The organism is Mycobacterium florentinum (assembly GCF_010730355.1).
GTDB lineage: Bacteria > Actinomycetota > Actinomycetes > Mycobacteriales > Mycobacteriaceae > Mycobacterium > Mycobacterium florentinum.
Map to the genome: position 1 here is coordinate 2242882 of NZ_AP022576.1, position 18982 is coordinate 2261863.

Sequence of the window (18982 nt, forward strand, 5' to 3'; positions counted from 1 at the left end):
CTCAGCTCAGACCGAGCTCGCGCATCCGCCGGTCGTGGGTTTGCTGCAGACGCTCGAAAAACGCGCCGAGCTGACCCAGGCCGCCGGCACCCGACAACACCAGGTCGACCAGCTCGTCATGATCGGCCAGCAGATATTGGGCCTGGGTGATGGCTTCGCCGTACAGCCGGCGGGCCCAGAGCGCCAGCCGGCTGCGCTGTTTGCCGCTGGCGGTCACCGCGGCACGGACTTCGGCGACGACGAACTGCGAGTGCCCGGTTTCCGACAGGGCCGCGCGCACCACGTCGGCCACCTCGTCGGGCAGCCCGCCGGCGATCTCGAGGTAGAGGTCGGCGGCCAGCGCGTCACCGACATAGGTCTTCACCAGTGCTTCCAGCCAGGTGCTGGGCATCGTCAGCCGGTGGTAGTTCTCGATCGCGGAGACATACCTCGACATCGCCGAAACGACGTCGACGCCCCGCTTTTCCAGGGCATCGTGGAGCAGCTCGTAGTGCTTCATCTCGGCGGCCGCCATGCTCGCCATCGAGATCCGTCCCCGCAGGTCAGGGGCCATACGGGCCTCGTCGGTCAGCCGGTAAAACGCGGCCACCTCGCCATAGGCGAGCACCGCGAACAGCTCGTTGACGCCCGGATGTTCCGCGGTCAGTCCTACGGAAGGCGAATCGTCTACTCGGTCGGCAGAGGAGGCCGAAGTCATGGGCATCACTGTAGTCGGCGGACCTGGAAGAAGATGGGTGTGAGCTGTCGACCAGCTATCATGCAGATAGATAGCGGCTGTATTTCTTCAGACCGGCGCTATCGGCGAAATGTGCGTGCACCGCTGGCCCGCCCAAATCTCAGCAGGGCCTGGCGACTCGGAGACGTATTCGGAGTCGGAACTCGTGCGCGCGTGACCGCGACAGAGAACCGACCAAATCGAATAAGTCACCGAAAGGTACATCACTCACGCATGACTGCATTGACAAGCAAAACTGAACCGACATTTGCCGCGCTCGGCGTCCGCGAAGAAATAGTCCGGGCCCTCGCCGAAAAGGGCATCGAGCACGCCTTTGCCATCCAGGAGCTCACCCTCCCGATGGCGCTGGCCGGCGACGACGTGATCGGCCAGGCCCGCACCGGTATGGGCAAGACCCTCGCGTTTGGCGTCCCGCTGCTGCAGCGCATCACCAACGGCGTCGGCGCACGGCCGCTCAACGGCACGCCGCGCGCCCTGATCGTGGTGCCCACCCGCGAACTCTGCCTCCAGGTCACCGAGGACCTGGCCGCCGCCGCCAAGCATCTGACCGCCGACGAAGGCCGCCGCCTGTCGGTGGTGTCGATCTACGGCGGACGGGCCTACGAACCCCAGATCGACGCGCTGCGCACCGGTGCCGACGTCGTGGTGGGCACCCCGGGCCGGCTGCTCGACCTCTCCCAGCAGGGGCACCTGCAGCTGGGCGGGCTGTCGGTGCTGGTCCTCGACGAGGCCGACGAAATGCTGGACCTGGGCTTCTTGCCGGACATCGAGCGCATCCTGCGCCAGATCCCGGCCGACCGGCAGTCGATGCTGTTCTCGGCGACCATGCCGGACCCGATCATCACGCTGGCCCGCACCTTCATGGTGCAGCCCACCCACATCCGCGCCGAGGCGCCGCACTCGGCGGCCACCCACGACACCACCGAGCAGTTCGTCTTCCGCGCCCACGCGCTGGACAAGGTGGAGATGGTCAGCCGGATCCTGCAGGCCGACGGCCGCGGCGCGACGATGATCTTCACCCGCACCAAGCGCACCGCGCAGAAGGTCGCCGACGAGCTGGCCGAGCGCGGCTTCAAGGTCGGCGCCGTGCACGGCGACCTCGGGCAGATCGCCCGCGAGAAGGCACTCAAGGCGTTCCGCAACGGCGACGTCGACGTGCTGGTGGCCACCGACGTCGCGGCCCGCGGCATCGACATCGACGACATCACCCACGTAATCAACTACCAGATCCCCGAGGACGAGCAGGCCTACGTGCACCGGATCGGCCGTACCGGTCGCGCCGGGAAGACCGGTATCGCCGTCACCCTGGTCGACTGGGATGAACTGCCGCGCTGGACGGCGATCGACAAGGCGCTGAACCTGGGCTCCCCCGATCCGGCCGAGACCTACTCCAACTCGCCGCACCTGTACACCGAGCTGGGCATTCCGACCGAGGCCACCGGGACGGTCGGCACGCCGCGGAAGTCGCCGGTCAAGCGCCGCGAAACCGACCGCGGCGCGCCTGCGGAGAAGCCGGCGCGCGCCCGCCCGGCCAACCGGCGCCGCCGCACCCGCGGTGGCCAGCCGGTGAGCGGCCACCCGGCCGGCAACGGCAGCGACGGCGAATCCGCCGCGGAGTCGCCGTCGGACTCGGCGTCCGGCAATGGCACCAACGGCAATGCCAACCGTCGCCGCCGTCGCCGCCGCAAGCCGGCGGAAGCCACCACGCACGCCAACTGAGCCAACACCCAGGCATGGTCAAACCCGAACGCCGGACCAAAGGCGATCTGTTGGCCGCCGCGGCGATCGCGGTCGTCGTCGCCGCCACGGCGTCGCTGATCTGGTGGACCAGCGATGCCCGGGCCACCATCAGCCGGCCCGCCGCGACGCCGGCGCCCAACCCGACCTTGGCCAAGCAGGTGCCGGCCAGCCTGAAGCAGCTGTGGACGGCCCCCAGCGCCGCCACCACGGCACCGGTGATCGTGGGCGGGACCGTGGCCACCGGCGACGGCCGACAGGTGGACGGGCGCGACGCCGGCACCGGCCAGACGCGCTGGAGCTACTCCCGCGACGCCGACTTGTGCGGCCTGTCCTGGGTCTACCACTACGCGGTCGCGGTGTACCGCGACGACCGCGGTTGCGGTCAGGTCAGCACCGTCGACGGGTCCACCGGTCGCCGCGGGGCCGCCCGCAGTAGCTACGCCGACCCGCAGGTGCACCTGTCCTCCGACGGCACGACGGTGTTGTCGGCCGGCAACACGCGCCTGGAACTGTGGCGTTCGGACATGGTCCGGATGCTTGCCTACGGCGAGACCGACGCCCGGGTGAAACCGTCGTCGCGGGGCCTGCACTCGGGATGCAAGCTGTACTCGGCGGCGGCCAGCTCGTTGCAGGTTTCGGTGCTGGAGAAATGCGCCAACCAGGCCGATTTGCGGCTCGCTCTGCTGCGCCCCGGCAAGGAAGACGACGAGCCGTCGCAGCATCTGGTCTCCGAGCCCGGAATCGGGGTGAACTCGGGTGCCCGCGTGCTGACCGTCTGGCAGAGCAACACGGCCGTGTATCTGCCCGGAACAGCCGGCGCGCAGCCCAGGGTCGACGTGATCGATGAAATGGGCACCACGGTGGCGAGCGCGCTGCTGCCCAAGCCGCCGTCGAATTCGGCGGTGTCGCAAGCGGGCAACCTGATGACGTGGTGGACCGGCGATTCCGTTCTGGTTTTCGACGCGAGCAGTCTGAACCTGCGCTACACCATCGCCGCGGGCGACACGACGGTCCCGTTGGGCCCCGGCACCATGATGGCGGGCAAGCTGCTCATCCCGGTCACCGGCGCGATCGGCGTCTATGACCCCATGACTGGAGCCAACGAGCGCTACATTCCGGTGGACCGGGCGCCGAGCAATCGCGCCGTCGTCCCGGCCGTGTCGGGCTCGCGGGTGTTCGAGCAGCGCGGTGACACCGTGGTTGCCCTGGGCTAGACCCCGGCCCGGTGCTACGCCTCGACCGCGAAGGTCGGCAGCGGTTTGCCGGACTTCCAGTGCTTGATCAACGCCTGCGCCAGCGTGGAGTAGGCCACCGCGCCCTTGTTCTTGCGCCCGGACATCACCGATGAGCCCGACGCGCTGGCCTCGGCGAAGCGCACGGTGCGCGGGATCGGCGGCGCGAGCACCGGCAAGTCGTAGCGGTCCGCGACATCGAGCAGCACATCGCGGGTGTGGGTGGTTCGCGAGTCGTACAACGTCGGCAATGCACCCAGCAGCCGCAGCTTCGGGTTGGTGATCTGCTGGACATCGGCGACGGTGCGCAGGAATTGGCCGACGCCGCGATGGGCCAGCGTCTCGCACTGCAACGGCACGATCACCTCGTCGGCGGCCGTCAGCCCGTTGAGGGTGAGCACGCCGAGCGACGGCGGGCAGTCGATGATGACCACGTCGAATTGGTCGGCGACTTTGGCCAGTGCGCGCTTGAGCGCGTACTCACGGCCGGCCCGCATCAGCAGCATCGCCTCGGCGCCCGCCAAGTCAATGTTGGCCGGCAGCAGCGTCATTCCCTCCATCGTGGTGACCAGGGCGGCGCTCGGTTCGATCTCACCGAGCAGCACCTCGTGCACCGACGCCGGCAACTTGTCGGGATCTTGACCGAGCGAGAACGTCAGGCAACCCTGCGGATCGAGGTCGACAAGCAATACTCGCCGTCCTTTTTCCACCATCGCCGCGCCCAGCGAGGCAACCGTCGTCGTCTTGGCGACGCCACCCTTCTGGTTGGCTACCGCCAATATGCGCGCTTCACTCACACCTGCCATCCTGGCACGTTCCGGGCCGGGAGCTAAGGACGACCGCCCCGCAAGTCTGGGGCAGAATCACTCGACATGGGCTTGCACAACCACCGACTGGTCCTACTCCGCCATGGCGAGACCGAGTGGTCAAAATCCGGCCAGCACACCGGCCGGACCGATATCGACCTGACCGAAAACGGCCGAACGCAGGCCAAGCTGTCTGGCACCGTGCTCAGCGGGCTGGGCCTGGACAATCCACTGGTGATCAGCAGCCCGCGCACACGCGCCAGGGTCACCGCCGACTTGGCGGGCCTGACCGTCGACGAGGTCTCGCCGCTGCTCGCCGAATGGGATTACGGCGAATACGAAGGCGTCACAACCGAAACGATCCGCGAAACGGTGCCCGACTGGCTGGTGTGGACGCACGGCTGCCCCGGCGGTGAGAGCGTCGCGCAGGTCAGCGACCGCGCCGACGCGGCGATCGCGCTGGCGTACCAATACATGGAATCGCGTGACGTGGTGTTCGTCAGCCACGGTCACTTCTCCCGCGCGGTGATCACGCGCTGGGTCGAACTGCCGCTGATCGAGGGCCGCCGATTCGGCATGCGCACCGCCTCGGTCGCGATGTGCGGCTTCGAGCATGGGGCACAGCAGCTTCTCGCCCTCGGGCTGACCGGTCAGACGGTGTGAGCTCGGTCGAACCGCCGTTCGCACTGTGCGGCCCGCGAGGCACCCTGATCGGCGAGGGCGTGCGGACGCGCTACCGCGACGTGGGCGCCGCACAGGCCGCGCTGATCTCGGGGTCGGCTCCAATAGTGTTGGGCGCGTTGCCTTTTGATGTGCAACGACCCGCAGCATTGCTGGTGCCCCAGACGGTGTCGCGCAGCGTCGGGGCGCCCGACTGGCCGACGGACCCGCTACCCGGCGTGCGCATCGTCGCCGCGATCCCGCCGCCGGCCGACTACCGCGCCCGGATCAGCCGCGCCCGCGATGAGCTGAGGGCACCGAACACGTCACTGAGCAAGGTGGTGCTGGCCCGGGCTTTGCAACTGACCGCCGACGACGCGCTGGACGCCCGCGTCATTCTGCGCCGCCTGGCGGCCAACGATCCGGCGGCCTACTGCTACCTGGCCGACCTGACCGCTGCCGGCCCCGAGTACGCGGGCGCGGCACTGGTGGGCGCGAGCCCGGAGCTGCTGGTCGCCCGCTCCGGCGACCGGGTGAGCTGCCAGCCGTTCGCGGGTTCGGCTCCACGCGCGGCGGATCCGCAACGCGATGCCGCCAACGGCGCCGCGCTGGCCGCGTCCGCCAAGGACCGCCACGAGCATCAGCTGGTCATCGACACGATGCGGGCCGCGCTGGAACCGCTGTGCGACGAGCTGACCATCGCACCCGAGCCGCAGTTGAGCCGCACCGCCGCGGTATGGCATCTGTGCACACCGATCAGCGGCCGGCTGCGCGATAAGTCAACCACCGCAATCGATTTGGCGCTGGCATTGCATCCCACGCCGGCGGTCGGAGGGGTACCGGCCAAGGCCGCATCGGAATTGATCGCCGAACTCGAAGGCGACCGCGGTTTCTATGCCGGCGCGGTGGGCTGGTGCGATGCCAGCGGCGACGGCTACTGGGTGGTGTCCATCCGCTGTGCGCAGCTGTCGGCCGATCGCCGCGCCGCGCTGGCCCGCGCCGGCGGCGGCATTGTCGCGGAATCCGATCCCGATGCCGAAGTTGACGAAACCACAACGAAATTCGCCACGATACTTAACGCGCTGGGAGTTGAGCAGTGAGCGAAACCATCCGTCGCGCCAGACCCGAAGATGCGGCCGCCATTACCGACATGATCCACGCGCTGGCCGAATTCGAGCACGCCGCCGACGAATGCACCGTCACCGAAAACCAAATCTCCACAGCACTTTTCGGCAACTCGCCGATCGCATATGGACATGTCGCCGAAGTCGACGGCGAGATCGCCGCGATGGCGCTGTGGTTCATCAACTTCTCCACCTGGGACGGCGTCGGGGGCGTCTACCTCGAAGATCTGTTCGTACGGCCCGGATTTCGCCGTCGCGGCCTGGCCCGCGCACTGCTGGCAACCCTGGCGGCCGAATGCGTCGACAACGGCTACACGCGGTTGTCGTGGGCGGTGCTGAACTGGAACGCCGACGCGATCGCGCTGTACGACGAGATCGGCGGGCAACCACAACGAGAGTGGACCACCTACCGGCTGTCCGGGTCGGCACTGTCCGAGCTGGCCGGCCCGCGCTGATCGGCCCCGGCGACCCAGCGCAGCGCCGAGGGACTGAAGAGCAGGAGCAATGCCGTCAGCGCCACGACGGCCAGCGGTATGCCGAAGGCCGGCCGGTGCGAACCCACCGCGAGGTACCAGGCCACCGGCAACAGCAGCAGCTGGGTGAAGACCGCCAGCCCGCGTCCCCAGCGCCGGCCGACGACCAGTGCGCGGCCGGCGGCCAGCACCACGGCGCCGATCACCAGGAACCAGAGTGCGGTGCCCACACCGTTGACCACCCGTTGGTCGGCTCCGGCAATCGCGCGCACCACCAGGGCCACGGCCATCACCAGTGCGGCCAGGCCCTGCGCCGCGACGATGAATCCCGCGCGACGAACGGCCGACGGGGGCGGCGGTACCTCCTGGTTGCGGGGGGCGCGGTTCACAGCGTCAGCGTAGCCACGCGCTACGCCCCACCCTCGCACCCGCGCTTCCCCCGCAGCGCGGCCTTAACCGCCCCGCATAAGCTCGTGCGTCATGCGAGCCGTGCTGATCGTGAATCCCGCAGCCACGTCCACCACGCCCGCCGGCCGCGATCTGCTGGCGCATGCGCTCAAGAGCCGCCTCGACCTCACCGTCGAGCACACCAACCACCGCGGTCACGGGACCGAACTCGGTCGCGCGGCCGCCGAGAGCGGGGTGGACCTGGTCGTCGTGCACGGCGGCGACGGCTCGGTGAGCGGAGTCGTCAACGGCATCCTGGGCCGTCCCGGCACGACGCCGCCGGCGCACGTCCCCGCGGTCGCGGTGGTACCAGGCGGATCGGCGAATGTGCTGGCCAGGTCGCTGGGAATCTCCCGGGACCCGGTCGCCGCCACCAACCAGCTGATCCAGCTGATCGACGACTACCGCCGCCACCAGACCTGGCGACGCATCAGCCTGATCGACTGCGGCGAGCAGTACGCGGTGATTAACGCCGGAATGGGCGTCGATGCCGAGGTGGTCGCCGCGGTGGAGGCCCAGCGCAACAAGGGCGTCAAGGTCACGCCGCTGCGCTATTGGCGGGTCGCGGTGCCCGCCACGCTTCGCTACAGCCGCCGCGCGCCGGACATGACGCTGGAGCTACCCGGCCGTGATCCCGTCTCGGGCGTGCAGTTCGCCTGGGTCTCCAACACGACGCCGTGGACCTACAGCAACAGCCGGCCGATGGTGACCAACCCGGGCTGCAGCTTCGAGTCGGGCCTCGGGGTGTTCGCGGTCACGAGTTTGAAGGTGATTCCCACTCTTCGATTACTCCGTCAGATCCTGGCGAAGAACCCGAAGCCGGAAGCCAAACAACTTGTCCGCGATGACGACACACCTTGCCTGCGAATCACGTGCAGCGGCGAACCGGTCGCCAGCCAGTACGACGGGGAGTACCTCGGCCCGCGCGATTCGATGACGTTCCGGGCGGTGCGCGATGTGCTTCCGGTGGCGGCGCCTCCGCAAAGCAAACCGTCCTGAGCTGCGCAAACGCCGACCAAAACGGCCGGCTGAGCCGAAAATTCTCGGCAAGGTAATCGGCGAATGTAGTACAACGGAGTGAGGGCTTGACTAAGCCTTAACCAAAGTGAGATAGCCCACGCACTAACTCACGCTATTGACATCTGTTGTGCCTGTGAAACGATCGAAAGGTTGCATGCAGCGATTGTGGGGGTACCGAACGGACCCTTACTCATGCAAGCGTTAAGAGCCGAAGAATAACGCAAGTGCGCGATGCTGCGCACATAGTGAGGAGTAACTACTTATGGATTGGCGCCACAAGGCGGTGTGTCGCGACGAGGACCCGGAGCTGTTTTTCCCGGTTGGGAACAGCGGCCCGGCGCTCGCGCAGATCGCTGACGCGAAACTGGTCTGCAATCGGTGTGCGGTGACCACGGAGTGCCTCGGATGGGCACTGAACACCGGTCAGGACTCCGGCGTGTGGGGCGGTATGAGCGAAGACGAGCGGCGTGCGCTCAAGCGCCGCAACGCCCGGACGAAGGCCCGCAGCGGAGTCTGACCCCAGTCTCTGAACAGCGCGGCCCCGACAAGCTGTCGGGGCCGCGCTGTTGCGTGGGCAGTTACAGCAGCAGCCTGGACCGACGGCCGATCGGCACCCGCAGCACCACGTCGGTGCCGCCCTGGGGTCCCCGACGCATCCCGAGCGTGCCGTCCAGCTCGGCCGCCACCAGGGTGCGCACGATCTGTAGGCCCAGGCTGTCGGATTTCTCCAGGCTGAAGCCTTCGGGCAGCCCGCGCCCGTCGTCGTGCACCACCACATCGAGCCAGCGCGCCGAGCGCTCGGCGCGAATCGTCACCGACCCTTCCTGGGCAGCCGGGTCAAACGCGTGCTCGATCGCGTTCTGCACCAGCTCGGTGATCACCATGATCAGCGCCGTGGCGCGGTCGGAGTCGAGCACGCCCAGATCACCGACGCGGTTGATCCGGATCGGCCGGTCGACCGAGGCCACGTCGTTCATGATCGGCAAGATCCGGTCGATCACCTCGTCGAGGTTCACCTGCTCGTCGACCGACATCGACAACGCGTCGTGGACCAGGGCGATCGACGACACTCGGCGCACCGATTCGATCAGCGCCTCGCGACCTTCGGCGTTCACCGTCCGGCGGGCCTGCAGGCGCAGCAGCGCCGCGACCGTTTGCAGGTTGTTCTTCACGCGATGGTGGATCTCGCGGATCGTGGCGTCCTTGGAGATCAGGGCCCGGTCGCGGCGTTTCACCTCGGTCACATCGCGAATCAGCACCGCGGCGCCCACGCCGGCGCCGTGCACCACCAGCGGCAACGTCCGCAGCAGCACCGTGGCACCGCCGGCATCGACCTCCATGCGCATGCTCTTGCCGCCGGCCAGCAAGTCCTGCACGTGCTCGGCCATCTCTTGGGCTTCAAACGAGTCCGAGATCAGCGGCCGCGTGATCCGGATGAGGTTGTGACCCTCCAACTCGCTCGTCAGTCCCATGCGGTGGTACGCCGACAGGGCGTTGGGGCTGGCGTAGACGACCACACCGTCGACGTCGATGCGGATGAATCCGTCGCCCACGCGTGGCGTGGAGCGCGACATGGCGACGTCACGCACGTCGGGAAAGGTGCCGTCGGCCAGCATGTGCACCAGATCCGCGGCGCAGTCGCGGTAGGCGGTTTCCAGGTGCCCGGAATTCTGATTAGCCGTCAGCGTGGTTTGGTGCTGGGTGAGAACCGCCACCACCTGATCGGCGTAGCGCACCGGCGACGCCGCGACGTGCGGCCCGGGAAGTTGCCACAAATCTTGTTGTTGCGCACCGGTTTCCAGCTGCGGGGCGCCCGAAGCGAAGGTCTCCGCGACCAGCGGTAGCCGCTCGGCTTCCACGACGCTGCCCACCGAGTCGGTCTGCAGCACCGTGGGCGCGGTGTTCGGCCGGCATTGCGCCACACAGACCAGCACGCCGTCGTCGCGGCGCACCCACATCAGGTAGTCGGCGAACGACAGGTCGGCCAACAGCTGCCACTCCCCGACCACCGCGTGCAGGTGGTCCACGGCGTTGCCGGGCAGGACGGTGTGTTCGGCCAGCAGGTCACCGAGCGTGGACATCAAATGCTCCCGCGTCGTTCCACGGTGGTAGGTACGAAGCGCCGAACGGTCAGCTGATCACGGCGATGAGGTCGCCCGCCTGAATGACGTCGCCCACGGCCACGCTGACCTGGCTGACCGTGCCGTCGACTTCGGCCAAGACCGGAATCTCCATCTTCATCGACTCCAGCAGCACCACGACATCGCCCTTGCCGATTTGGTCGCCCTCGTTGACAACGACTTCGAGCACGCTGGCCACGATCTCGGCCCGAACATCCTCGGCCATCTTCACCCCACTCGTTTCGGCCATCGCGCATGCTGGCTGGTCTGGGCTTCCATCAAGCTCATGTATATCGAACCACAACATCATCGGGCATACCGGCGCGCGGGCCAGCGCCCGGTGGGGTGAAAAAGCACACGCGCAGCCGTGAGAGAATTGTCGGCAACCTGACGGGTGCCCGGCGCCCGGATCATGAACGAACGACGGAGGTTCTCCCATGGCCAAGCGTGGCCGCAAGAAGCGTGACCGCAAGTACAGCAAGGCCAACCACGGCAAGCGTCCCAACGCCTAGCCGCTGGTAGTCGCGCCGCGGCGCCGGTACTACACGTCCCGGATGATCGTGGTGCGGCGGATCTCGAGCCGTAACCGCTCGCGCAGGCCCTCGGGGGCCTTGTCACCACTGCATTTCGTCGCGATCAGCGCCTTGAACTGCTCTTCAATCCCGAACAGCCGCAGGCATGGCGGGCATTCGTCGAGATGCTGCTTGAGCTTTTTTCGTGTCTCGGCGGTGCATTCGCCGTCGAGCAGCGTCCATACCTCGGCGATCAGTTCGGCGCACTCTGCCTTCGTGCGCGGCTCCGCACCCGCCGAGGCGCCATCGGGCGAGAACTCGCTCATGACGACACCTCCTCGTGCGCCTGTGGACCCCGGATGAAGCCGCGCTCCTTGGCCACGTCTTCCAGCAACGAGCGCAGCTGACGTCTGCCCCTATGCAGCCGAGACATTACCGTCCCGATCGGGGTGTCCATGATCTCGGCGATCTCCTTGTACGGGAAACCTTCGACATCGGCGTAATAGACGGCCATCCGGAACTCTTCCGGCAGCGCCTGCAAGGCCGCCTTGATCTCGGTGTCCGGCAGCGCCTCCAGGGCCTCGACCTCGGCCGACCGCAAACCCGTCGAGGAATGCTCGGCGTTGGAGGCCAGCTGCCAGTCGGTGATCTCCTCGGTCGGATACTCCGCGGGCTGGCGCTGCTTCTTGCGATAGCTATTGATGTAGGTGTTGGTCAGAATCCGGTACAGCCAGGCCTTGAGGTTGGTGCCGGCCCGGAACGACCGGAACCCGGCGTAGGCCTTGACCATCGTTTCCTGAAGCAGGTCCTCGGCGTCAGCGGGGTTGCGCGTCATGCGCAGCGCGCCGCCGTAGAGCTGATCCAACAGCGGAATCGCATCGCGCTCGAAACGCGCGGTCAACTCCTCATCGGTTTCGTCAACCGGCGTGAGCCCGGCGTTGTCGGAACCGGTCACGGCGTCTGGGCCATCGTCTAAGTCGGCCATCTCGATTAACACGGTCCCTTCTGTTGCAGCATCGCCGCGTACCACCCCGAGCGACACCGGACTCGCAAATAAGCGAACCAACTGCTCCTCGCCTATCGAACTGCCTAACAGGCTTGTCGCCGTTGACACCAGATCCTCCTCCCAATCTAAGGGTTACGACCGACAATGTTTGCCCGGGCCGCTCACATGCGTTTCAGAGACCGTCAGGAGTAACAGCGCGAGCCGACGTGCTATTTCCGTCCCGACCCGACCGGCACGGTCCCGCAATCCGACCCGATGGAGCCGGGAGTTAGTGTGACGCCATGTCTCTCAACGGCAAGACCATGTTCATCTCCGGCGCCAGTCGCGGTATCGGCCTGGCAATTGCCAAGCGCGCAGCACAGGACGGCGCCAATATCGCCCTGATCGCCAAAACCGCCGAGCCGCACCCGAAACTGCCGGGAACGGTGTACACCGCCGCCAAGGAACTCGAGGAGGCCGGCGGGCAGGCACTGCCGATCGTCGGGGACGTCCGTGACCCTGATTCCGTCGAATCCGCGGTGGCCAAGACCGTGGAGCAGTTCGGCGCCATCGACATCTGCGTGAACAACGCGTCGGCGATCAACCTGGGGTCCATCGCCGAGGTCCCGATGAAGCGGTTCGACCTGATGAACGGCATCCAGGTGCGTGGCACGTACGCCGTCTCGCAGGCGTGTCTGCCGCACATGAAGGGCCGGGAGAACCCGCACGTCCTGACGCTGTCACCACCGGTGCTGCTCGGGCAGGAGTGGCTGAAGCCGACGGCGTACATGATGGCCAAGTTCGGCATGACGCTGTGCGCCCTGGGAATCGCGCAGGAGATGCGGGAAGAGGGCATCGCGTCCAACACGTTGTGGCCGCGCACGCTGGTGGCCACCGCCGCGGTGCAGAACCTGCTCGGCGGCGACGAGGCGATGGGCCGGGCCCGCAAGCCCGAGATCTACTCCGACGCCGCCTACGTCATCCTCAACAAGCCGTCCAAGGAGTACACCGGCAACATGCTGCTGTGCGAGGACGTGCTGCTGGAAAACGGCGTCACCGATTTGTCCGTCTACAACTGCGTGCCGGGCGGCACCCTCGGCGTCGACTTCTGGGTGGACGGCGTCAACCCGCCGGGGTACTCGGGTCCCTAAGGGGCAGTAGCGTGGCCGCCACCGCGACACCGGCACTGGCGGCGCTGACCAAGGCCGGCGTGCCGCACGACGTGGTGAAGTTCAACCACGATCCACGGGAGCACTCGTTCGGCGTGGAAGCGGTAAATGCCCTAGGCGCCAACGGCATTGCGCCCGGGCAGATCTACAAGACGCTGGTGATCGCGGTGCCCAGCGGGCTGGCCGTCGCGATCGTGCAGGCCGGCGCCCGGCTCTCGCTGAAGGCGGCCGCCGCGGCGCTGGGCGTGGCCAAAGCCGCGATGGCCGAGCCCGCGGTCGCCGAACGAACCACCGGTTATATCGTCGGCGCGGTCTCGCCATTCGGTCAGCGCAAGGCGCTGCCGACGGTCGTCGATTCCAGCGCGCTGGCCTTCGAGCGGGTGTTCTGCAGTGCCGGCCGCCGCGGTTGGGACGTCGCGGTGGCCCCGGCGGACTTGATCCGGGTGACCGGCGCCGTCACCGCCGACATCCAGGCCTAGCTAGCCCTTGGTGAGGGTGAACTGCGCGACGTCGGTGTAACCCGCACGGAAAAGGTCCGCGCAACCGGTCAGGTACTTCATGTACCGGTCGTAGACCTCTTGCGACTGAATCGCGATGGCCTCGTCGCGACGCGCCTGCAGGGCGGCCGACCAGTTGTCGAGGGTGCGGGCGTAGTGCAGGCGCAGCGGTTGGTAGAGCTCGAGGCTGAAGCCGGCGCGCTTGGCGTGCTCCTCGACGGACCTCGCGTTGGGCAGGTCTCCGCCCGGGAAGATCTCGTCCATGATGAATTTCATGAAGCGGATCTTCGTCATGGTCAGCGGCAGCGCGCGCTCGGCGAATTCCACTTCGCTGGGCTTGATGATGGTGTGCAGCATCATCACCCCGTCGTCCGGCAGTGCCTCGTAGGCGGTTTTGAAGAAGTCGTCGTAGCGGTCGCGCCCGAAGTGCTCGAAGGCGCCGATGGAAACGATGCGGTCGACCTGTTCGTCGAACTGTTCCCAGCCCCGCAGCAGCACCCGCTTGGTACGCGCTGACGAGTGCTGGTCCAGACGCTGCTGGACGTGCGCCTGCTGGTTGCGGCTCAGCGTCAGGCCGACGACGTTGACGTCGTGGCCCTCGAGCGCGCGGACGATCGTGGTGCCCCACCCACAGCCGATGTCGAGCAGGGTCATGCCGGGTTGCAGCCCGAGCTTGCCCAGCGAGAGGTCGACCTTGGCGAACTGCGCCTCTTCGAGCGACATGTCCTCGCGCTCGAAATAGGCGCAGCTGTAGGTGCGCGTCGGATCCAGGAACAGCGCGAAGAAATCGTCGGACAGGTCGTAGTGCGCCTGCACGTCTTCGAAATGCGGTTTCAGGCCGGGAATTTCGCTTTCCTTTGAAGACAAAAGGCACAACTTTCCAGATCGGGTTTATTGGACTTTGCGGCGTCCGATCGAAGTTGACCGACTCCCCCGGTGTGACAGTCTATATACCCCGTGGGAGCGCTCCGCCCAGCCCGCATCCAGCTAACTCCCGCAGAGATAGATCGAGCCCATGGCCAGTCCGCCGTGCACCCCGTTGAAGGTGGCAATCGAGCAGTCCGTGCGGGCCAGCTCCATCGCGATCATGCCGTCGAGCAGGTAGCGTCGCCCGCCGCAGCCGTAACCGTGGTACGGCAGTCCGGCGAGGCCCAACTCGCGCATGCCGGGCACGACCTCGAACGGAAACGTCGCGCGGGACCAATGCTCGAGCAGGACGGGCGCCACGTCGGTCTTCATGAACTTACGCACCGCATGAAGCAGCGCACGTTCATCGTCGGTGAGCAGGTACTCGTACGAGTAGAAGTCCGACGTGTCGATATCGTTGTGGCTCACGGTCTTTCACCTGACTCGTGCAGGAAACTCTCGATGACGGGAGCAAGTTCGACGGCGTTGTGCACCAGGTCGATATGCCCACCGGAATGCAGGTGCAGCCGCGAATGCGGCAGCAGTGCGTGCAGGATGTGCGCGTTGACCACCGGAATGATCGGGTCATCGGTGCCCGCGACGATCAACGTCTCCTGCCGTACCGCCGGTAGCGCGAACAGGCTGGTCCAGACCGAACCCGCGAGAAGTTGGTGCAGGTAGCCAAGTTTGGAACCGGCGTGCAATTGCCGCACGAACAGTTGCGCGACGTCGTCACCATGGGCGCGGACGGTACCGCCGTATAGCTCACCGGCAATGGATGCAGCATAGCCTGGATCCGAGAACCTGCGTGGGTAACCATTTTCGTCAGCACCCGCGGGTGGGCGGGCACCATCAGCAGGCCGGTACCCGTCGCCACCAACACCAGGCGCCGACACCGGCGCGGATTCTGGAAGGCGAACTGCTGGGCAAGCGCCCCGCCCCAGGACAGGCCGAGCACGTCCACCACGCCGATTCCCAGCTTGGACAGCACCCGCCCAAGCACCCAGGCCAAGTAGGGAAAACCAAAGGGGGCAACGGATGTCGGCGATCCCCCGGTGCCGGGGACGTCGAATCTGACCACCGCCGAACTCGGATCCAACTGCTCCACTAGCGGATCGAGCACTTCCAGGCTGGCCCCAATGCCATTGCAGAGCACCAGCGGTACGCCGGTCCCGGGCCGCACGTTCATCCGGATCCGTTGCCCGCCGGCGGTGATATATCGGTGTTCGCCAATGGTGCTCACCGGTGCCAGCCTGCGCGCGGCGCTCATTTCTCCATCACATAACTGCCCGGGGCCGGGCCCAGCGGTGGCAGGTCCTCCCCGCCAAGGGTTTTCGGGGCGTCGATCTCCGGGCCGCTGCGCTCGGCGAGCCAGGCCACATAGTTCGGCCACCAGGAGTCGGCCGACTTCTCCGCGGCATCGAGCCATTGTTCGGGATCCTCCACGTCGACCGGACCGGTCCGGTACGACGCCTTCGGGTTGCCGGGCGGATTCACCAGCGCGGCGATGTGGCCGCTGGTGGACAGGACGTAGCGGTTGTCCTTGCTGCCCAGCAGACGCGCGCTGCGATAGGTGGCCTGCCACGGGGAGATGTGGTCGGCCACACCGCCGATGACATACGCGTCGGAGGTGATCTTGGCCAGATCGACCGGGCTGCCCAGCATGCTGACCGCCCCGGGAGTGACCAGCGCGTTGCCCAGGCCCATCTGCACCATGTCGCGGTGCAGCGCGGCGGCCATCCGGGTGGTGTCGGCATTCCAGAACAACACGTCGAAGGGCGCCGGCTTGCGGCCCTGCACATAGTTGTTCACCACGTACCGCCAGACCAGGTCGGTGGGCCGCAGCCAGGCGAACATCTCCGCCATGTCGCGCCCGTCGAGATAACCCTTGCGACGGGAGACCCTTATCGCCGCCTGGGCGGCGCGGTCGCTCATCGCCGCGGCCGCGAAGCCGGCCCGGTTCTCGTCCAGCACGGTGACCGCCAGGGTCAGGCCCGCGACCCGGTCTTGCTCGCCGATCTCACCGAGGTGGGCCGCGGTCATCGCCGCGAGGATGCCGCCCGAGCAGGTGGCCAGCAGGTGCGTGCTATCCGTCCCGGCGATTTTCTGCACCGCGTCCATCGCCTCGATGATCGCCGCACCGTAGGCGTCGAAGCCCCAATCACGCTGGCGTGCTTGCGGATTGCTCCAGGAGATGACGAACACCTGCTGGCCTTGCTGTACAAAGTATTCGATCATGCTGCGGCCGGGCGCGATGTCCATGATGTAGTACTTGTTGATCACCGGCGGCACCATGAGCAGCGGTATGGCGCGCACTTTGGGCGTCTGCGGGACGTACTGGATCAGTTCGAACATCGAGGTTTGCAGCACTACAGCCCCCTTGGTGACGGCCACGGTCTCGCCGACCGCGAAGGCGTCGGGCTCGACCATCGCCGGCACGCGAGGCTTCGAAAGCATGTCTCGGGCAAAGGCCTTCGTGCCCCGCACCGCGCTCAGGCCGCCGGTGTCGATCAGCGCCTTCCAGCCCAGCGGGCTGATCAGGGGATTGTTGGTCGGCGCCAACCCCTCGACCAGGTTGTCCATCACAAAGCGCATCTTCTCGCTATCGCGCCAGTCAAGCCCGACATCGGTGAGCAGCCCTTCGGCGGCCTCGGCGCCGGCCAGGTAGGCCTGCATGATTCGGTGCAGCAACGGATTCTGTTGCCACGCAGGGTCGCTGAATCGCTTGTCGGCGCGCGCCGGCGCACGGTGCGACTTACCCGCGGCGATACCGCCGAGCTCGCGCGTCAGCGTGCCGGCCCGGTCGGCGACGGCACCCGGATGCTGAGCGAGGCCGGCACCGAAGCGGGCCCAGGTGGCGTTCGGCATCATTCGGCTGGCGAATGGCTTGGTGGCGGTGGTGAGTAGCAGGTCGAGCGGAGCGGCCAGCTCGTCGGCTTTGACTACGGCATTGGGGGGATTGGGTGATCTAGCCATCGCTATCTTTTGCCTTCGCTTGTCGGAATGGTGATTTCGCGCTTCAGCAGCTTGCCGGTGGGCCCCTTGGGCAGGTCGTCGACCAGCCAGACCAGGCGCGGATATTTGTAGGCGGCCACCCGCTCCTTGACGTACTCGCGCAGTTCGTCGGCCGTGACCGTGGCGCCCTTCTTCAGAGCGATTGCGGCACCGACTTCCTCACCGAGGGAGTCGTGCGGGACGCCGATGACGGCGGCCTCAGCGACCGCCGGGTGCTCGTAGAGCACCTCCTCGATCTCGCGGGGGTACACGTTGTACCCGCCCCGAATGATCAGGTCTTTGGTCCGGTCGACGATGTAGAAATAGCCATCCTCATCGATTCGGCCGACGTCACCGGTGCGCAGCCAGCCGTCGGGAGTGATCGTGGCCTGGGTGGCATCGGGGAGGTTCCAGTACCCCTTCATCACGTTGTGGCCGCGGATCTGTATTTCGCCCGTGTCGCCCTGCGGAACCTCAGCCCCATCCAGGTCGACCACCCGCATTTGTACGCCCTCGATCGGGGTTCCGATCGAGCCGGCCTTGCGCGGCCGGTGGGGATGATTGAAGGCGGCCGCCGGAGAGCTCTCGGAGAGGCCGTAGCCCTCGAGAACGGTGCAGCCGAACGCCTTTTCGAAGTCGGTGAGGACTTGCACCGGAAGAGCCGCACCACCCGAGACGCAGGTCCGCAAACTCCGCGTCGCTTCGGGGGCGGCCTCTTCGGACACGCTCAGTAGTGCCGAGTACATCGTCGGCACGCCCTCGAACACCGTGACGCCGTCGCGCTCAATCACTTCGAGAGCCTTGCGCGGATCGAACCGGGGGATCAGCGTCAGCGTCGCGCCCGCGAGGACGGCCCCGTTGAGCCCGCAGGTCAGGCCGAAGACGTGGAACAGCGGCAGGCAGCCCATGATGACGTCGTCCGGACCGGCTTCGACCAGGGTGCGCACGGCCACGTCGGCGTTGCGGCCCAGATTGGCGTGGGTGAGCATGGCGCCCTTGGGTTTTCCGGTCGTGCCCGAGGTGTGCAGGATGACCGCGACGTCGTCGTCGGCGCGCTCGACCGGGGAACCCTGAGCCGGCAGCGCGGCGGTCAAGTCGGTCAGCCCGGCGTCATCGACAACCCAGCACCGTGCACCGACCTCCGCCGCACCGGCGGTGGCCTGGTCGGCGAAGGCCGGCGTCGCGAACAATGCCTTGGCACCGCTGTTGGACAGGTAGAACGCCACCTCGCGGGCCTTGAGCAGTGGGTTCATCGGGACCGCGACGGCGCCGCGGTAGATGATGCCGTAGAACGCGATCGCGAAGGCCGGAGTATTGGGCAGCATGATGCCCACCCGGTCGCCCGGCTCGACGCCGGCTTGCTCCAGCAGTGTCGCCACCCGGGCGGCCGCGTCGTCGAGCTCGGCGAAGGTGAATTGCAGATCGTCGCAGCGCAGCGCGACGCGTTGAGGGTTGCGGTTCTTCGATGCGACGAGATTGGCACTGAGGGCGGTCATGGGATGCCTTTCGCAAATGTTCTGTGGTGCTGTTTCCATCGTCGATCCGGAATCTGCGCAGGACA

General features: G+C 67.0%; 21 protein-coding genes and 1 pseudogene. 10 read left to right on the forward strand and 12 right to left on the reverse strand.

Annotation, left to right across the window (positions count from 1 at the left end):
* Position 1: 1 nt before the first annotated feature.
* Entirely contained in the window at positions 2-697 is a 696-nt protein-coding gene (locus G6N55_RS10455; protein WP_085220084.1) for a ferritin-like fold-containing protein, read from the reverse strand.
* 252 nt (positions 698-949) lie between these two features.
* Between G6N55_RS10455 and G6N55_RS10460 the strand changes: the two genes are divergently transcribed.
* Complete coding sequence (locus G6N55_RS10460; RefSeq protein ID WP_085220083.1) at positions 950-2455, forward strand: DEAD/DEAH box helicase; 1506 nt, start codon at positions 950-952, stop codon at positions 2453-2455.
* Positions 2456-2469: 14 nt separating this feature from the next.
* Positions 2470-3690: an Rv3212 family protein gene (locus G6N55_RS10465; RefSeq protein WP_085220082.1), complete on the forward strand. Its 1221-nt coding sequence runs from the start codon at positions 2470-2472 to the stop codon at positions 3688-3690.
* A 14-nt stretch (positions 3691-3704) separates the two neighbouring features.
* Here G6N55_RS10465 and G6N55_RS10470 read toward each other — a convergent pair whose 3' ends face one another.
* The gene (locus tag G6N55_RS10470) at positions 3705-4505 is read right to left on the reverse strand and encodes a ParA family protein (RefSeq protein ID WP_085220113.1); all 801 of its coding nucleotides are present in this window, start codon (positions 4503-4505) and stop codon (positions 3705-3707) included.
* Between the two features lie 75 nt (positions 4506-4580).
* Between G6N55_RS10470 and G6N55_RS10475 the strand changes: the two genes are divergently transcribed.
* The 3 genes from G6N55_RS10475 to G6N55_RS10485 are packed head-to-tail and all read left to right on the forward strand — an operon-like array spanning position 4581 to position 6753.
* Positions 4581-5177: an acid phosphatase gene (locus G6N55_RS10475; protein WP_085220081.1), complete on the forward strand. Its 597-nt coding sequence runs from the start codon at positions 4581-4583 to the stop codon at positions 5175-5177.
* On the forward strand, positions 5174-6274 hold the full coding sequence (locus G6N55_RS10480; protein ID WP_085220080.1) for an isochorismate synthase: 1101 nt from the start codon (positions 5174-5176) through the stop codon (positions 6272-6274). The genes G6N55_RS10475 and G6N55_RS10480 overlap by 4 nt, the downstream gene beginning before the upstream one ends.
* Positions 6271-6753 carry a GNAT family N-acetyltransferase gene (locus tag G6N55_RS10485; RefSeq protein WP_085220079.1) on the forward strand — a complete coding sequence of 161 codons (483 nt, stop codon included), beginning with the start codon at positions 6271-6273 and terminating at the stop codon, positions 6751-6753. Before G6N55_RS10480 ends, G6N55_RS10485 begins: the two co-directional genes overlap by 4 nt.
* On the opposite strand, the gene G6N55_RS10490 is transcribed toward G6N55_RS10485, so the two are convergent.
* Positions 6705-7160, reverse strand: coding sequence for a hypothetical protein (locus G6N55_RS10490; protein ID WP_085220078.1), 456 nt, complete (start codon positions 7158-7160; stop codon positions 6705-6707). The genes G6N55_RS10485 and G6N55_RS10490 overlap by 49 nt on opposite strands.
* Positions 7161-7251: 91 nt before the next feature.
* Between G6N55_RS10490 and G6N55_RS10495 the strand changes: the two genes are divergently transcribed.
* Both G6N55_RS10495 and whiB1 read left to right on the forward strand, forming a co-directional pair.
* Positions 7252-8217, forward strand: coding sequence for a diacylglycerol/lipid kinase family protein (locus tag G6N55_RS10495; RefSeq protein ID WP_085220077.1), 966 nt, complete (start codon positions 7252-7254; stop codon positions 8215-8217).
* 283 nt (positions 8218-8500) lie between these two features.
* Positions 8501-8755 carry a transcriptional regulator WhiB1 gene (gene whiB1 / locus G6N55_RS10500; RefSeq protein WP_085220076.1) on the forward strand — a complete coding sequence of 85 codons (255 nt, stop codon included), beginning with the start codon at positions 8501-8503 and terminating at the stop codon, positions 8753-8755.
* Between the two features lie 61 nt (positions 8756-8816).
* Here the strand turns inward: whiB1 and G6N55_RS10505 are convergent, their stop codons facing one another.
* Positions 8817-10319, reverse strand: a complete 1503-nt coding sequence (locus tag G6N55_RS10505; protein WP_085220075.1) for a sensor histidine kinase — start codon at positions 10317-10319, stop codon at positions 8817-8819.
* Between the two features lie 49 nt (positions 10320-10368).
* Positions 10369-10584, reverse strand: a complete 216-nt coding sequence (locus G6N55_RS10510) for a biotin/lipoyl-binding carrier protein (RefSeq protein WP_085220112.1) — start codon at positions 10582-10584, stop codon at positions 10369-10371.
* A 211-nt stretch (positions 10585-10795) separates the two neighbouring features.
* On the opposite strand from G6N55_RS10510, the gene G6N55_RS30335 reads away from it, so the two are divergent.
* The gene (locus G6N55_RS30335; protein WP_089025046.1) at positions 10796-10870 is read left to right on the forward strand and encodes a 50S ribosomal protein bL37; all 75 of its coding nucleotides are present in this window, start codon (positions 10796-10798) and stop codon (positions 10868-10870) included.
* 29 nt (positions 10871-10899) lie between these two features.
* On the opposite strand, the gene rsrA is transcribed toward G6N55_RS30335, so the two are convergent.
* On the reverse strand, positions 10900-11196 hold the full coding sequence (gene rsrA / locus G6N55_RS10515) for a mycothiol system anti-sigma-R factor (protein ID WP_085220074.1): 297 nt from the start codon (positions 11194-11196) through the stop codon (positions 10900-10902).
* Entirely contained in the window at positions 11193-11855 is a 663-nt protein-coding gene (locus tag G6N55_RS10520) for a sigma-70 family RNA polymerase sigma factor (protein ID WP_163667270.1), read from the reverse strand. The genes rsrA and G6N55_RS10520 overlap by 4 nt, the downstream gene beginning before the upstream one ends.
* 302 nt (positions 11856-12157) lie before the next feature.
* On the opposite strand from G6N55_RS10520, the gene G6N55_RS10525 reads away from it, so the two are divergent.
* Positions 12158-13006 (forward strand): SDR family oxidoreductase, encoded by an 849-nt coding sequence (locus tag G6N55_RS10525; protein WP_085220072.1) that lies wholly within the window; start codon positions 12158-12160, stop codon positions 13004-13006.
* An 11-nt stretch (positions 13007-13017) separates the two neighbouring features.
* Positions 13018-13503: a YbaK/EbsC family protein gene (locus G6N55_RS10530; protein ID WP_085220071.1), complete on the forward strand. Its 486-nt coding sequence runs from the start codon at positions 13018-13020 to the stop codon at positions 13501-13503.
* Here the strand turns inward: G6N55_RS10530 and G6N55_RS10535 are convergent, their stop codons facing one another.
* From G6N55_RS10535 to G6N55_RS10555, 5 genes and pseudogenes are all read right to left on the reverse strand, one after another.
* Positions 13504-14388 (reverse strand): cyclopropane mycolic acid synthase family methyltransferase, encoded by an 885-nt coding sequence (locus G6N55_RS10535; protein WP_085220070.1) that lies wholly within the window; start codon positions 14386-14388, stop codon positions 13504-13506.
* 120 nt (positions 14389-14508) lie between these two features.
* Entirely contained in the window at positions 14509-14856 is a 348-nt protein-coding gene (locus G6N55_RS10540) for an acyl-CoA dehydrogenase family protein (RefSeq protein WP_232078973.1), read from the reverse strand.
* Positions 14853-15697: pseudogene (phaZ, locus tag G6N55_RS10545) on the reverse strand (poly(3-hydroxyalkanoate) depolymerase). Before phaZ ends, G6N55_RS10540 begins: the two are co-directional and overlap by 4 nt.
* A complete protein-coding gene (locus G6N55_RS10550; RefSeq protein WP_085220069.1) occupies positions 15694-17403 on the reverse strand; it encodes a PHA/PHB synthase family protein in 1710 nt (569 codons plus the stop codon). The pseudogene phaZ and the gene G6N55_RS10550 overlap by 4 nt, the downstream one beginning before the upstream one ends.
* Positions 17404-17405: 2 nt before the next feature.
* Positions 17406-18917 (reverse strand): long-chain-fatty-acid--CoA ligase, encoded by a 1512-nt coding sequence (locus G6N55_RS10555; RefSeq protein WP_085220068.1) that lies wholly within the window; start codon positions 18915-18917, stop codon positions 17406-17408.
* Positions 18918-18982 lie beyond the last annotated feature (65 nt).

What these genes read in the sequence shown, in the direction of transcription:
- G6N55_RS10455 (WP_085220084.1), bottom strand. Translation starts at nt 697, where the DNA reads ATGACTTCGGCCTCCTCTGCCGACCGAGTAGACGATTCGCCTTCCGTA.
- G6N55_RS10460 (WP_085220083.1), top strand. Translation starts at nt 950, where the DNA reads ATGACTGCATTGACAAGCAAAACTGAACCGACATTTGCCGCGCTCGGC.
- G6N55_RS10465 (WP_085220082.1), top strand. Translation starts at nt 2,470, where the DNA reads ATGGTCAAACCCGAACGCCGGACCAAAGGCGATCTGTTGGCCGCCGCG.
- G6N55_RS10475 (WP_085220081.1), top strand. Translation starts at nt 4,581, where the DNA reads ATGGGCTTGCACAACCACCGACTGGTCCTACTCCGCCATGGCGAGACC.
- G6N55_RS10495 (WP_085220077.1), top strand. Translation starts at nt 7,252, where the DNA reads ATGCGAGCCGTGCTGATCGTGAATCCCGCAGCCACGTCCACCACGCCC.
- whiB1 (WP_085220076.1), top strand. Translation starts at nt 8,501, where the DNA reads ATGGATTGGCGCCACAAGGCGGTGTGTCGCGACGAGGACCCGGAGCTG.
- G6N55_RS10505 (WP_085220075.1), bottom strand. Translation starts at nt 10,319, where the DNA reads ATGTCCACGCTCGGTGACCTGCTGGCCGAACACACCGTCCTGCCCGGC.
- G6N55_RS10510 (WP_085220112.1), bottom strand. Translation starts at nt 10,584, where the DNA reads ATGGCCGAGGATGTTCGGGCCGAGATCGTGGCCAGCGTGCTCGAAGTC.
- rsrA (WP_085220074.1), bottom strand. Translation starts at nt 11,196, where the DNA reads ATGAGCGAGTTCTCGCCCGATGGCGCCTCGGCGGGTGCGGAGCCGCGC.
- G6N55_RS10520 (WP_163667270.1), bottom strand. Translation starts at nt 11,855, where the DNA reads ATGGCCGACTTAGACGATGGCCCAGACGCCGTGACCGGTTCCGACAAC.
- G6N55_RS10525 (WP_085220072.1), top strand. Translation starts at nt 12,158, where the DNA reads ATGTCTCTCAACGGCAAGACCATGTTCATCTCCGGCGCCAGTCGCGGT.
- G6N55_RS10550 (WP_085220069.1), bottom strand. Translation starts at nt 17,403, where the DNA reads ATGGCTAGATCACCCAATCCCCCCAATGCCGTAGTCAAAGCCGACGAG.
- G6N55_RS10555 (WP_085220068.1), bottom strand. Translation starts at nt 18,917, where the DNA reads ATGACCGCCCTCAGTGCCAATCTCGTCGCATCGAAGAACCGCAACCCT.